This window comes from Thermopolyspora flexuosa (genome assembly GCF_006716785.1).
Lineage (GTDB): Bacteria > Actinomycetota > Actinomycetes > Streptosporangiales > Streptosporangiaceae > Thermopolyspora > Thermopolyspora flexuosa.
In genome coordinates this window covers 560,092-572,824 of the sequence record NZ_VFPQ01000001.1, presented here as the reverse complement: position 1 = coordinate 572,824, position 12,733 = coordinate 560,092, and the positions used below count along the sequence as shown (strand labels likewise).

Sequence of the window (12,733 nt, the reverse complement as noted above, 5' to 3'; positions counted from 1 at the left end):
AACAATTCGCCTATGCGCAAATACGTGGTGATGGGCGTTCCAGGCGGCGGGAAGGGAACGCAGGCCCGGATGCTCTGCCGCGACCTCGGCCTGGTGCACATCAGCGTCGGCGCGATTTTCCGCTGGCATGTGCGCAATCACACCCGGCTCGGCACCCGGGTGCGACGGGTAATCGCCGGAGGCGGGCTCGTCGACGACGAGACGGTGAACCGGGTGGTGCGCGAGCGGCTCGACCAGCACGACTGGAACCACGGTTTCGTCATCGACGGTTTCCCGCGTAACCGGGCGCAGGCCGAGTTCTTTGCGGAACGGTACGACGTCGACGCGGTGGTGCTGCTGGACCTGCCCGACGAGGAGGCACGGCGGCGGGTGCTCGCCCGCCGGCTGTGCGCGCGCTGCGGCCGGGACCACAACCTCGTCGCGCACCCGCCGCGCACCCCGGGCCGCTGCGACGCCTGCGGCGGGGAGCTGGTGGCCCGGGAGGACGACACGCCCGAGGCGGTGGAGGCGCGGCTGCGCGAGCACCACGCCACGATCGGCCCGGTGCTGGAGCTGCTGCGCGGCAAGGAGCCGGTGGTCGAGGTGGACGCGCGGCCGGACCCGGTCACGGTGCAGCGGAGCATCCGCGCCGCGCTGGGGCTGCCGCCGTACGAGCCGGAGGACTGATCGCCCGCGCCGACCGGCGCTGTCACGTTCCCGGCCTCACCTGCCGGCGTCGGCGGGCCGGGGGTGGTTGAGCTCGTCGAGCGCGGCCTGGGCGGTGGCGAGGTCCTCGGCGGAGAAGCACTCGGGGTTGTTGATGACGTGGTAGAGCGAGGTGCGGGCCTTGATCCGGTGCTGCGCGGTCTCCGGATCGAGCCCGCGCGCCTCGGCCATGAACCGGGTGCTCTCCTGGCGGATCATGGCGCACGCGTCGTCGACCTCGCCGGCGGTGCCGAGCCGGGCCACGAAGAACCCGGCGGCGAACGAGGACAGCGATATCGTCGCGGCGACGAGCACCAGGGCGACGCGCATCTGCCGGGTGAGGCCGAGGCGCAGCAGGCGCAGCATCGCCACGTGCATGCTTTCCCGTGCGTGGTGCATACCTACGTGACGCAAGTGATGATCTTCAGGTTGACCCCGGTACGGCGGGCGGCCGGGGCGGCCACCGTCCGGGTACGCGGCCCGCGCGCGGGCGCCGCCCTCCCCCACGATCCGGGAAAGCGGCGCGAATGACCGAATCCTAGCGAGGCGGGATTACGCGGAGAATCTCGGCACGGGCACGATCCGCCGAGAATGGTATCTCCCCATGATTCGGCCGGTCCCGCGCGTTCCCCAATGACTTTCCCTCTGAATTTCTCCGACAACGGGGGTAAACGCGCCGCGGATGCCTTAGGCTCTGCACAGGTGATTGTTGCGGGTCACCCTTTTTTGAGGAAGGAAACACGATGGCACGGAAGACCGTCGTTACCCTCACCGACGACATCGACGGCGAACTCGCCGACGAGACGGTCAGGTTCGGGATTGACGGCGTCTACTACGAGATCGACCTGCGCGAAAGCAACGCCCGGAAACTGCGCGAGATCCTGCGGCCCTACCAGTCCGCGGCCCGCCGGACGAGCCCGCCCACCCGGGGAAAGGCGAGCAGGGGGCGCTCCTCCGGGGCCGACCGGGAACGCTCGGCGGAGATCCGCGCCTGGGCGAAGCAGCACGGCCTTCCGGTGAGCGAGCGCGGCCGCATCTCCGCGGCCCTCGTCGCCGCGTACAAGGCGAACGACCCGAGCCGGTTCAAGGAGACCGGCTCGGGTCGGCAGGCGTAACGCCCGGACGTCCCAGCTTCCAGCTCCAGGCCGGCCACGCGGTACGGGCGTCATAGCCCACCTGGAGCACTGCGCACTACCAGGCCACGGGCAGCGACTCGAGGCCGTAGACGATCGCGAGCTTCCGCCACGCGACCTCCTCCCACGGCACGGCGAGCCGCAGCGTCGGGAACCGGCGCGCCAGCGCGGGGAACGCGATGCGCAGCTCCATCCGGGCGAGCGGCGCGCCCACGCAGTGGTGGATGCCGTGGCCGAACGCGACGTGCGAGGGCAGGTCGCGGGAGGGGTCCACGGTGTCCATGTCCGGGTCGCCCTCGCGGCGCAGCGACGGGTCGCGGTTGGCGCCGACCAGCGAGCAGAGCACCATCTCGCCCTTCTTGATCTCCTGACCGGCGAGCACGAGGTCCTCGCGGGCGAACCGGGGGAAGGCGACCTGCACCACGGTGAGGTAGCGCAGCAGCTCCTCCACGAGCGGCGGGACCGCCGAGTCGTCCTCCCGGATCCGGGCGAAGTGCTCGGGGTTGCGCAGCAGCCACAGCGTGCCGAGGGCGAGCATGCTCGTGCTCGTGTCGTGCCCGCCGGTGAGGATGCCGTCGGCGATGCTCGCCAGCTCGCGGTCGGACAGCTCGTCGCCGTGGTTGCGCAGCAGCGAGCCGAGCAGCCCGTCACCGGGGTTGCGCCGCTCGCGCGCCACCAGCTCGGTGAGGTACTCCATCGACTGGTTGACCGCGGCGATCGACGCCTCCGGGCCGCCGGAGAAGTCGAACCGGTCCTTGGCGTACGCCTCGAACCGCGCCTGCTCCTCGTACGACACGCCGAGCAGCTCGCACACCACCTTGGACGGGATCGGCAGGGCGAACTCCTTGACGAAGTCGACCGGCGGGCCCTGCTTCTCCATCGCGTCGAGGTGGCTGTTGACGATCGCCTCGATACGCGGCTCGAGCCGGCGCAGCCGCTTGACGGTGAACTCCGGGGTGAGCAGCTTGCGCAGCCGGGTGTGCTCCGGCGGGTCGCGGAAGCCCAGGCCACCCGGGTCCTCCTGCTGCGACCCCATGCCGATGACGTTGGCGAAGTCGTTGCTGAAGCGCTCGTGGTCGCCCAGGACGGCCCGCACGTCCTCGTAGCGGGTGACGAACCAGACCGTGCTCCCGCCCGGAATCTTCAGCGGATAGACGGCGTGTTCGGCGCGGATCTGCGCCAGTTCGTTCACCGGGTCGAAGCCCTCACGGGTGAACTGTATGAGCGGGAACTCGGTGTCAGACATCCATCTTCCTCATCGTCCAGCAGCCGAACAGGAGCATAGGGCGCATAAAACGCACTCCACCACCTATCGCCCTCCTAAAACCTGTTGCACGGGACACACCTCGCCCCGACCATGGTTGCCATGATCCGGTACGCCGACCCGCTTTCGCCCGCCGTCGCGGGCGCGGTCGCGCGTGCCCTGCCGTCCGGCGTCCGGCCGGCGGCCCTGATCACGGCTTCGTCCGCCTCCGGGTCCGATTCTTCGTCCGCCTCGCGTCTCGCGGCGCGTTCCGCGTCCGTGCTCGCGGATGCTCACACGGCACGGCCCGCATCCCCGTACGCGGCGTCGTCCGCGGCCCTCGTCTCGGCGTCGGCCGCGCTCGACGGCGTCGAGCGCTGACCCTTTCCCGGCCGTTCGGGTGACCCGACGGGGAAGGGTTGTCGCACCGCTTCGGGTCACCACCTCCTCGATCGATCAACGGAAGCACGGGGAACGACCATGGCCAAGCGGGCCTACGTACGCACCAAGCCACATCTCAACATAGGGACGATCGGTCACGTCGACCACGGGAAGACGACTCTCACCGCCGCGATCACCAAGGTGCTCAGCGAGCACGGCGGCGCGAGGTACGTGCCGTTCGAGCGGATCGACCGGGCTCCGGAGGAGGCGCGGCGCGGCATCACCATCAACATCTCGCACGTCGAGTACGAGACCGCGAGCCGGCACTACGCCCACGTGGACATGCCCGGCCACGCCGACTACGTGAAGAACATGATCACGGGGGCGGCGCAGCTCGACGGGGCGATCCTCGTGGTGTCCGCGCAGGACGGCGTGATGCCGCAGACCCGCGAGCACGTGCTGCTCGCCCGGCGGGTCGGGGTGGAGCACGTGGTGGTCGCGCTCAACAAGGCCGACGGCGCCGACCCGGAGCTCGCCGACCTCGTCGAGCTGGAGGTGCGCGAGCTGCTCGCCGAGCACGGGTACCGGGACGTGCCGGTGGTGCGGGTCTCCGGGCTGCGCGCCCTGGAGGGCGACCCGCGGTGGATCGCCGCGATCCAGGAGCTGCTGCAGGCGGTCGACGACCACATCCCGGTCCCGGTCCGGTACACCGACGCGCCGTTCCTGCTCCCGGTGGAGAACGTGCTCACCGTCACCGGCCGGGGCACCGTGGTGACCGGGGCGATCGAGCGCGGCCGGATCCGGGTCGGCGAGAGCGTGACCGCGGTCGGCCTCGGCGAGGGCTTCACCGCCGTGGTCACCGGGGTGGAGACCTTCGGCAAGACGATGGAGTACGGCGAGGCGGGCGACAACGCCGCGCTGCTGCTCCGCGGCATCCGGCGCGACCAGGTACGGCGCGGCCAGGTGCTCGCCGCGCCGGGCAGCATCACCGCGCACACCCGGTTCACCGCGGAGGTCTACCTGCTCACCGCCGCCGAGGGCGGGCGCAGCACCCCGATCGCCACCGGCTACCGGCCGCAGTTCTACCTGCGCACCGCGGACGTGCCCGGCCGGATCGACCTCGGCGAGGAGTCCCTCGCCCTGCCCGGCGAGACCGTCACGGTCACCGTCGAGCTGGGCAGGCCGGTGGCGCTGGAGACCGGGCTCGGCTTCGCCATCCGGGAGGGCGGCCGCACGGTCGGCGGTGGCAGCATCACCGCCCTGCTCGACTAGCGCGCGGCCCGGGCCTGCGGGTTCGCCCCCGCGGGCCCGGGCCGTCCGGCCGGCTCAGCCCGCCGTACCCGGCCGGTCCGCCGGGTCCGGGGCGGCGGGCGGCCGGACCCGGAACAGGATCACGGCGAGCACGGCGAGCAGCGCCCAGCCGACCAGGCCGAACAGCCCGGCGAGGAACAGGTTGGGCGGCGCGGCCGCGTCGCCGACGAGCATGGGGAACCCGGCCCAGGCGTTGACCGCGGCGTGCGCGATCACGGGCGGCCACACGCTGCCGGAGTACAGCCGCAGCCAGGCGAAGATCGCGCCCGCGATCACGCAGAACCCGACGAAGGCGGGGGCCGCCCACGCGCCGAGCCGCGCGTAGTTGTAGCCGAGCAGGGTGAGCGGCGCGTGCCACAGGCCCCAGATCACGCCGGAGAGCACGATCGCCCGCCACGTGCCGTACCGGGTGAGGTACGGCAGCAGCCAGCCGCGCCAGCCCCACTCCTCGCCCAGCGCGGGGATCGCGTTGATCAGCGGCGTCGCCAGCAGGGCCGACGCCATCTGGACGAGGACGAGCATCGCCGGGTCGCCGGGCGGCGCGCCGGAGCCGGACCGGGCGATCGCCAGACGGAAGAGGCTGAAGCCGCGGAGGTCGACCTCGAGCACGCCGATCGCGACGCTCACCGCGACGGCGAGCACGGCGAGCACCGGCACGCCCAGCCAGGCCGCGACCACGAGCGCGAGGGTCCGGCGCCGCGATATGCCCATGCCGAGGCCGGTGCGGGCGGCCCACTCCCGGCGCGGCAGGTCGCGATGGCCGATGCGCCACACCGCGAGCACGCCGAGGGTGGGGGTGGCCATCATCGCCACGCCGATGAGCTGGGCGAGCGGCGCGTCCAGCGGGACCCCGCCCAGCCAGATCGGCAGGGCGGCCAGCCACGACAGGCCGAACGCGGTGGCGAGGAAGACGGGCAGGTCCGCGCGGGAGGCCGGGCGCGGGCCGGGGGATTCCACGGCCGCCGGATCGGGCAGCCGGTCTGGTGTTGTGGGGGACATGAAGCTCAGCTCCGATCGTTGTCGCGTTCGGCCACGAGGCTGTTGAGCAGCGCCGCGCCGCGCTCGGCGTCGTCGACGCTGATCGCGAGCTCGCGGCCGGAGCCGTACCGGACGACGAGGCACTCGCCGCCGCGGATCATCACCGTGCTGCTCCCGGGCCGCACCCGGTAGCCCCAGCCGCCGACGTCGGCGGGCCACCGCCTGTCCACGAAGGCGCGGTCGATGCGGTCGAGCGGGATCCGGCGCACCGGCCAGCGCAGCGGCCCGAACGCGACCGCGAGCCCGCGCGCGTTCACCTGCACCCGCACCCCGGAGAGGGCGAGCGCCGCGACCGCGGAGACGCCGGTGGAGACGGCGAGCACGATCCGGTGTTCCGTCTCGAGCGGGGGAAGCACGCCGAGCAGTACGGCGAGCAGGAGCAGGCCGGACCCGGCGGTGACCGCCCAGCCGGCCGTCGCCGACGACACCCAGACCGCGCGCTCGCCGGAGCGGAGGGTGCGCAGCGGCCGCGGCGGGCGCCGCCCGGAGGCGGGCGGCTCCTCGTCCGGGCCGGGGCGGGCGAGCGCCCAGCCGATCGCGCCGGCGAGCGCCGAGACGCCGAACACCGCGAGGAGCGTGCCCGGACCGACCGGGGCGGCGTCCCGCCAGTCGGTCCGGTCGAGGTTCGCCAGGATCGTCATCGTCTGGAGGGCGAGCACGAAGACCCCGCCCCCGGCGAGCACGGCGCACATCCAGCGGCGGTCGTGCCGGCGGCGCAGCGCGTCGCCCCGGATCAGCCGGTACAGCGGGAGCCCGGCGATCACCAGCCACAGCAGCACCATGACCAGCGCGTTCAGCCAGTACGGGCTCGCGCCGTCCGGTCTGCCGGACAGGCCCCAATGGATGGCAAGCGGATCGGGCAGCCGGTCGAGCAGCGGGACGGGGGCGACCACGACCAGCACCGCCACCAGGACGGTCCAGCCGACCGCGATCGGGATGTACCACCGACGGACGTTCATCGTCGTCCCTCCTTCGCCTCGGCCAGCTCGCGCACGATCTCGATCACCTCGTCGACGCGGTAGCCGTACCGCTCGGCCTCCTCCAGCAGCGCGGTGACCCGGTCCCGCAGCACCTCCCGCGGCTCGGGGGCGCGCAGCACCGACACCCCGCGGCCCCGCCGGAACTCGAGCACGCCCTCGTCCCGCAGCTCGCGCAGGGCGCGCAGCGCGGTGTTGGTGTTCACCCCGAGCGCGGCGGCGAGGTCCCGGGCCGGTGGCAGCCGGTCCCCCGGCCGCACGTCCCCGAGCGCGATCGCGCGGCGTACCGCCTCGGCGATCTGCTCGTGCAGCGGCCGGGGGTCGTTGAGGTCCAGCGTGAGCAACATGGTGCTATTTACATTAGCACCATAATCGCGTCCCCGGCAGCCGGCCAAGGGCGCGGATCGGTGATCAGGCGGACGCGCCCACGAGCGGCCGCCCGGCGTGTTCCCGGAGCGCCGCGGCGGTGTGCGAGTGCGGGAACTCGAGCAGCTCGGCCGGGGTGCCGGTGAAGACGACCTCGCCGCCCGCGCTGCCGCCCTCCGGGCCGAGATCGATGATCCAGTCGGCGTGCTTGATCACGTCGAGGTTGTGCTCGATGACCACCACCGTGTTGCCCTGGTCCACCAGGCGGTCGATCACCCCGAGCAGGTGCGACACGTCGGACATGTGCAACCCGGTGGTCGGCTCGTCCATGACGTACACGCTGCCCTGCTTGTGCAGCTCGGTGGCGAGCTTGACGCGCTGGCACTCGCCCCCGGAGAGCGTGGACAGCGGCTGGCCGAGGCGCAGGTAGTCGAGGCCGACGTCGTTCACCGCGCGCAGCACGTCGCGGATCTTGCGCTCGGTGAAGAACTCCAGCGCCTCGGCGGCGGACATCTCCAGCACGTCGCTGATCGACCTGCCGCGCAGCCGGTAGGCGAGCACCTCCTCCTTGAACCGCCGCCCGGCGCACGTCTCGCAGGTGGACTTCACGCCCTCCATGAACGCCAGATCGGTGTAGATGACGCCGAGGCCCTGGCAGTCGGGGCAGGCGCCGGCCGAGTTCGCGCTGAACAGCGACGGGCTCACCCCGTTCGCCTTGGCGAACAGCCTGCGGATCGGGTCGAGGATGCCGGTGTAGGTGGTGAGGTTCGAGCGCCGGTTCGCGGCGACGGCCGACTGGTCGATCGCGATCGCCTCGGGGTGCTCGGCGAGGAACACCTCGTTGATCAGGGTGCTCTTGCCGGACCCGGCCACCCCGGTGACCACGGTGAGCACGCCGGTGGGGATGTCGACGGTGACGTTCTTCAGGTTGTGCAGCGAGGCGTCGCGGATGGTCAGCCTGCCGGTCGGGGTGCGGTATTCGGTCTTCATCGGGGTGGCGTGCCGCAGGAACCGGCCGGTGAGCGTGTCGGCCTCGTGCAGCCCGGCCACGTCGCCGGAGTAGACGATCTCGCCGCCGTGCGCGCCCGCCCGCGGGCCGACGTCGATCACGTGGTCGGCGATCTCGATCACGTCCGGGTCGTGCTCGACCACGAGCACGGTGTTGCCCTTGTCCCGCAGCTTGACCAGCAGCTTCTTGAGCCGGTCCACGTCGCGCGGGTGGAGGCCGACGCTCGGCTCGTCGAAGATGTAGGTCATGTCCACCAGGCTGCTGGCCAGGTGCCGGACCATCTTCACCCGCTGGGACTCGCCGCCGGACAGCGTCGCGGTGGGCCGGTCGAGGGTCAGGTAGCCGAGCCCGATCGTGACGAGGTCGCCGAGCCGGTCGATGAGGCTCTCCAGCACCGGCCCGGCCTGCGGCGCGTCGATGCGGCGCAGCACCTCGACGAGCTCGGTCACCTCGAGCGCGGACATCTCGGCGATGTTGTGGCCGTTGATCCGGCAGCTCAGCGCCTTGGCGTTGAGCCGCGCCCCGGCGCACTCCGGGCAGGTCTCGGACCGGGTGAACCGCTCGAAGATCTCCCGGTTGCGGTCGGACATCGTCGCCGCGTCCTTGTTGATGTAGACCCGGGTGAACCGGACGACGATGCCCTCGTAGGTGCTGTTGATCGTGCCGCCCTGCCACTCCACCGGCACCTTGCCGGTGCCGTGCAGCAGCAGCTCCCACTCGGTGTCGGTGTACTCGGCGAGCGGCTTGTCGTTGTCGAAGTACCCGGAGCCCGCGTACATCTGCCAGTACCAGGACCCCACCTTGAAGTCCGGGTGCCGCAGCGCCCCCTCGTTCAGCGACTTCGACCGGTCGAGGAAGGCGTCGAGGTCGAGCGTGGTGATCCGCCCGATGCCGTCGCAGCGCGGGCACATGCCCTGCGGGTCGTTGAAGGAGAACGCGTTCGAGTACCCCACGTACGGCTCGCCCGCGCGGGAGAACAGCAGCCGCAGCAGCGGCGCGATGTCGGTGATCGTGCCCACGGTGGAGCGCGAGTTGCCCGCGATGCGCTTCTGGTCGACCACGATCGCGGCCGAGATGTTCTCGATCGTGTCCACGTCCGGGTGCCCGTAGCTGGGCAGGAAGGTGCGGGCGAACGCGGTGAACGTCTCGTTGAGCTGCCGCTGCGCCTCGGCGGCGATGGTGTCGAAGACGATCGACGACTTGCCGGAGCCCGACACCCCGGTGAACACGGTGATCTTGCGTTTGGGGATGGTGAGCGAGACGTTCTTGAGGTTGTTCTCCCGCGCACCGACGATCCTGATGAACTCGGCCATTGGCTCCCCACACTTCTCCGTACAGCGTAGGGAGAAGAGTAACGGGGCGGACCGACAGAATTCGCCTGCATTTGCGGCCGGGCGTCCCAGGCTAGGGGGTCGCCGCGGGTGCACGGAGCGCGTGCGCGGCCGCGCGGCGGCGGCGCGTGACCCGGCCACGGCGCGCGAAAGCCGTTCCGGTGGGCGGATCCGGGCGGGCGCGCCGCCCGGCGGGGTGCGCCGAGGCCGGCGGCGCGGTTTCGCCGAGGGCGCAAACGCTCATGAAGGCCCCTGGTACCGCGGGGCGTGGCCGATCAGCCCGGCTGCAGGGTGCCGTCGAGCAGGCCGTCGAAGCCGAGCCGTACCAGCTCGTCGCCGAACGTGCGGAGCTTGCGGACCGCGTCCTCGAACTCGAGGAGGCGGCGGAACGCCTCGCCGTACGCGCGCTGCTCCTCGATCGGCAGGCGGGGAAGCTGCGCCCGGCGCGGATCCATGCGGGCGGACGAGCCGAGACGCAGGCTCGACTCGCCGGTCACCCGCAGGCAGCCGGCGAGGAAGTAGGGGTCGAGCCGCTCGGGATCGGTACGGAACAGCAGGAGCTGCGGGCCCAGGACCGCGCTGCCGTCCCGCATCACCCGGGCGACGGTGTCCCCGCGGGCGATCACCGGGGCGATCACGTCGCCCGGCTCGATGGTGACGAGCCCGTCGGCCGGCCGGGTACGGCCACTCGCCGGGCGGCCGAGGAGCAGGTCCTTGGCGGTGAGCACGGGCTGGGGGCCGCCGTCCACCTTGAGGCGGATCGGCCCCTGGAAGATGGTGACGACGCCGGCCCGGGACAGCTCGCCGATGTTCGTCATCGGCATGTCGCGGCGGCGCGGCGACGGCACGAGCTCGGGCACGCCGAGCCGGGAGATCGCGGCGGCGGTGCGCTCCCGGGCGCCGACGAACGCCGAGGGCTCGGTCTGGCTCTGCACCGGGACCCGGTGCGCCGGGGTGAGCGCGACCTCCTCGTCGAGCAGGTCGATGATGCGCATCGTGGTGGAGCCCTCGGGCAGGTCGCCGCCCTCGAGGTAGGCCCGCCAGGCGGTCCGGGCGAGCTCGAGGTCCTCCCCGGCGTTCACCATGAGCAGGTCGGAGGGGTGGTCGCCGGGCACCGGGCGCTGCAGCACCCACAGGTCGGGGGCGCCGCTGGAGGCCGGGGCCGCGCCCACCGAGAGCGTCATGATCGCGCGCAGCGCGCCGGCGCGCAGCAGGTTGCCGCGGATGCGGCGGCCCGGGCGGCGGCTCGACGCCACGCCCGGCATCATGATCACGACGAGGCCGCCCGGCCTGACGTGCGCCAGGCAGTGCTGCACCCAGGCGAGCTCGGACTCGCCGCGGGGCGGCAGGCCGTACTCCCAGCGGGGGTCGTTGGCGAGCTCCTCGTAGCCCCAGCCGCGGTCGTTGAACGGCGGGTTGCACACGATCGCGTCGACCTGCTCGCCGGGGAAGGCGTCGGCGCGCAGCGAGTCGCCGGCGCGGATCACCGCCTTCCTGCCGCGCAGCAGCAGGCGAACCGCGGTGAGCCGGGCCGCGCTCTCGCTCACGTCCTGGCCCATCGCCACCTCGGCGCCGGAGGCGAGCAGCAGCGTGCCGATGCCGCAGGCCGGGTCGAGCACGGTGCCGCCCGCGGCCGCGGCGATCTCGGTCATCAGCGCCGCCACGTTCTCCGGGGTGACGAGCAGGCGGCGGGAGTGCGCCTCGACGTAGCGCTCGCAGATGCCGTCGAAGACGTCCTCCGGCTTGGTCTCCGCGGCGAGGTCGGCGAGCGCGCGGATCAGCGAGGCGTCGGCGGGTACCGCGCCGGCCGGGTCGCCGGGCAGCTCCGGTACGGCCTCGGCGATGGCGCCGGGCAGCCGGGCGACCAGTTCCTCGTCCGGCAGCCGGGACAGCTCGCGCCAGCCGGAGGGGTCGCGCCGCAGATAGATGAGGAAGGCGCCGGCACCGCCGACGATGTCCCCGAGCCGCAGGTCGTCACCGGCGCTGCGGAGCCGCTGCCAGACCCGCTCCAGCGGCGAGACCTCGACGTACCGGTCGTGCCGGCGCAGCCACTGCTCGACCTCGGCGAGGGAGAATGCCGGGCTGGTGGCGGTGCCGCCGACGGGCTTGGGAAAGTCGTCGAACCGCTTGCGCCAGTTGCTGACGGCCGCCCGGCCAACATCCGCGATCCGGGCGATGTCCGCGGCGTTGACCAGAACATCGTCTCGCATCAACGTCCTTCCTCCGAGCCACGAGGCGTCAGGTGCACGGGCATGCCGTGCCGGGCACACGTGAACCAGGTACGCCTAGTAAACGCTCGCGACGCCCCCCGTCATCACGTTCTGTTGTTCTGCCGATCACATGGCCACCGAGGCGGGCGACCGTCACCGGTCCACGCCCGTGCTCCGGCGGCACGCGGTCGGGCTTCCCTCGCCACGGATAACGCGGCACCGCCGCGTGGCCATCATCCCGATCATCATAAGTGCTTTTCGGGGCCACGCCGCATGATGTGAGGCCGCCCGTACCGCAGATGCGGAACGGTGCGGGACACCCAGGCCGCGTCCATCGTTCCAACTTATTTGTGTACCGTATTCACTATTTGATAAGGGGGAAGTCAGGCCGACGCCGCGACCGGACCCACCCGCTGGTGTATGTGCGTCACAGCAAAATACCAGCTTATCCCCCGCTGTCACCCGATGTGATCAAGATGTGGCGGAATGCCCGTTTCCCGATCACGGTCCGCGGCATGGCGCCACGGCACGGGAGGCCGCCTTGATCGTACGGCGAGCCGGGACGCGCGTCTCCCCCGGGGGTCACCGGCGGAGACAGGAAAGGCCCCGTGAGGCCGTCCCTCACGGGGCGAAGGCGTCGGCCGGTGGACCGGCCTGCGGCGCCGGCCGGGTCAGTCCCAGTCGTCCCAGTCGTCATCCCAGTCGTCGCAGTAGTCCAGCCGCCACTTGCCGTGCCGGTAGCAGAACCTGCACGAGTCGCCACGCCACCTGCGCCACTCGCACCGAACCTGGGGCTCGGTCACGGTCTCGGTGCCCCCACGGTCGGCGATCACCTGGGGCGAGGACGGAGCGGCCACGGCGGGAGGCGCACTGACCGTGCCGCCCACCACGAAGACGGGCGCGGCCACGACGGCGGAGGCAAGGATTCGCTTCATCATGATCGGCTCCACGATTACGCAGGGTGAGACCCGGCCGACGGCCGGGCTCCGACTCAATCGGTCAGAAAATGGCGCGGTACGCCATTTCCTCCCTCCCTAACCGCGGCTCCCC

11 protein-coding genes are annotated in these 12,733 nt (G+C 72.1%); 3 read left to right on the top strand and 8 right to left on the bottom strand.

What is annotated here, in order from left to right; genetic code table 11:
- Positions 1–12 precede the first annotated feature (12 nt).
- The gene (locus FHX40_RS02520; protein ID WP_142258109.1) at positions 13–666 is read left to right on the top strand and encodes an adenylate kinase family protein; all 654 of its coding nucleotides are present in this window, start codon (positions 13–15) and stop codon (positions 664–666) included.
- 36 nt (positions 667–702) lie between these two features.
- Here FHX40_RS02520 and FHX40_RS02515 read toward each other — a convergent pair whose 3' ends face one another.
- Positions 703–1,062 (bottom strand): hypothetical protein, encoded by a 360-nt coding sequence (locus FHX40_RS02515; RefSeq protein ID WP_142258108.1) that lies wholly within the window; start codon positions 1,060–1,062, stop codon positions 703–705.
- 365 nt (positions 1,063–1,427) lie between these two features.
- Here FHX40_RS02515 and FHX40_RS02510 point away from each other — a divergent pair, with 365 nt between their 5' ends.
- Positions 1,428–1,799: a histone-like nucleoid-structuring protein Lsr2 gene (locus FHX40_RS02510; RefSeq protein ID WP_142258107.1), complete on the top strand. Its 372-nt coding sequence runs from the start codon at positions 1,428–1,430 to the stop codon at positions 1,797–1,799.
- 76 nt (positions 1,800–1,875) lie between these two features.
- On the opposite strand, the gene FHX40_RS02505 is transcribed toward FHX40_RS02510, so the two are convergent.
- On the bottom strand, positions 1,876–3,063 hold the full coding sequence (locus FHX40_RS02505; RefSeq protein WP_142258106.1) for a cytochrome P450: 1,188 nt from the start codon (positions 3,061–3,063) through the stop codon (positions 1,876–1,878).
- Between the two features lie 477 nt (positions 3,064–3,540).
- Here FHX40_RS02505 and tuf point away from each other — a divergent pair, with 477 nt between their 5' ends.
- Positions 3,541–4,713: an elongation factor Tu gene (gene tuf / locus FHX40_RS02500; protein ID WP_142258105.1), complete on the top strand. Its 1,173-nt coding sequence runs from the start codon at positions 3,541–3,543 to the stop codon at positions 4,711–4,713.
- A 54-nt stretch (positions 4,714–4,767) separates the two neighbouring features.
- Here tuf and FHX40_RS02495 read toward each other — a convergent pair whose 3' ends face one another.
- The 6 genes from FHX40_RS02495 to FHX40_RS02470 form a co-directional block, all read right to left on the bottom strand.
- A complete protein-coding gene (locus tag FHX40_RS02495; protein ID WP_142258104.1) occupies positions 4,768–5,751 on the bottom strand; it encodes a CPBP family intramembrane glutamic endopeptidase in 984 nt (327 codons plus the stop codon).
- Between the two features lie 5 nt (positions 5,752–5,756).
- Positions 5,757–6,749: a DUF1648 domain-containing protein gene (locus tag FHX40_RS02490; RefSeq protein ID WP_142258103.1), complete on the bottom strand. Its 993-nt coding sequence runs from the start codon at positions 6,747–6,749 to the stop codon at positions 5,757–5,759.
- Entirely contained in the window at positions 6,746–7,114 is a 369-nt protein-coding gene (locus FHX40_RS02485) for a GntR family transcriptional regulator (protein ID WP_189136227.1), read from the bottom strand. The genes FHX40_RS02490 and FHX40_RS02485 overlap by 4 nt, the downstream gene beginning before the upstream one ends.
- A gap of 64 nt (positions 7,115–7,178) precedes the next feature.
- Positions 7,179–9,455, bottom strand: coding sequence for an ATP-binding cassette domain-containing protein (locus tag FHX40_RS02480; RefSeq protein ID WP_142258102.1), 2,277 nt, complete (start codon positions 9,453–9,455; stop codon positions 7,179–7,181).
- Between the two features lie 293 nt (positions 9,456–9,748).
- Positions 9,749–11,683 (bottom strand): N-6 DNA methylase, encoded by a 1,935-nt coding sequence (locus tag FHX40_RS02475; RefSeq protein ID WP_142258101.1) that lies wholly within the window; start codon positions 11,681–11,683, stop codon positions 9,749–9,751.
- Between the two features lie 671 nt (positions 11,684–12,354).
- Positions 12,355–12,621: a hypothetical protein gene (locus tag FHX40_RS02470; RefSeq protein WP_142258100.1), complete on the bottom strand. Its 267-nt coding sequence runs from the start codon at positions 12,619–12,621 to the stop codon at positions 12,355–12,357.
- Positions 12,622–12,733: the final 112 nt, after the last annotated feature.

Excerpts from the sequence above, each read along its gene's own strand:
- FHX40_RS02510 (WP_142258107.1), top strand. The coding sequence starts at position 1,428 with ATGGCACGGAAGACCGTCGTTACCCTCACCGACGACATCGACGGCGAA.
- FHX40_RS02495 (WP_142258104.1), bottom strand. The coding sequence starts at position 5,751 with ATGTCCCCCACAACACCAGACCGGCTGCCCGATCCGGCGGCCGTGGAA.
- FHX40_RS02505 (WP_142258106.1), bottom strand. The coding sequence starts at position 3,063 with ATGTCTGACACCGAGTTCCCGCTCATACAGTTCACCCGTGAGGGCTTC.
- FHX40_RS02480 (WP_142258102.1), bottom strand. The coding sequence starts at position 9,455 with ATGGCCGAGTTCATCAGGATCGTCGGTGCGCGGGAGAACAACCTCAAG.
- tuf (WP_142258105.1), top strand. The coding sequence starts at position 3,541 with ATGGCCAAGCGGGCCTACGTACGCACCAAGCCACATCTCAACATAGGG.
- FHX40_RS02470 (WP_142258100.1), bottom strand. The coding sequence starts at position 12,621 with ATGATGAAGCGAATCCTTGCCTCCGCCGTCGTGGCCGCGCCCGTCTTC.
- FHX40_RS02490 (WP_142258103.1), bottom strand. The coding sequence starts at position 6,749 with ATGAACGTCCGTCGGTGGTACATCCCGATCGCGGTCGGCTGGACCGTC.
- FHX40_RS02520 (WP_142258109.1), top strand. The coding sequence starts at position 13 with ATGCGCAAATACGTGGTGATGGGCGTTCCAGGCGGCGGGAAGGGAACG.
- FHX40_RS02485 (WP_189136227.1), bottom strand. The coding sequence starts at position 7,114 with ATGTTGCTCACGCTGGACCTCAACGACCCCCGGCCGCTGCACGAGCAG.
- FHX40_RS02475 (WP_142258101.1), bottom strand. The coding sequence starts at position 11,683 with ATGCGAGACGATGTTCTGGTCAACGCCGCGGACATCGCCCGGATCGCG.
- FHX40_RS02515 (WP_142258108.1), bottom strand. The coding sequence starts at position 1,062 with ATGCACGTGGCGATGCTGCGCCTGCTGCGCCTCGGCCTCACCCGGCAG.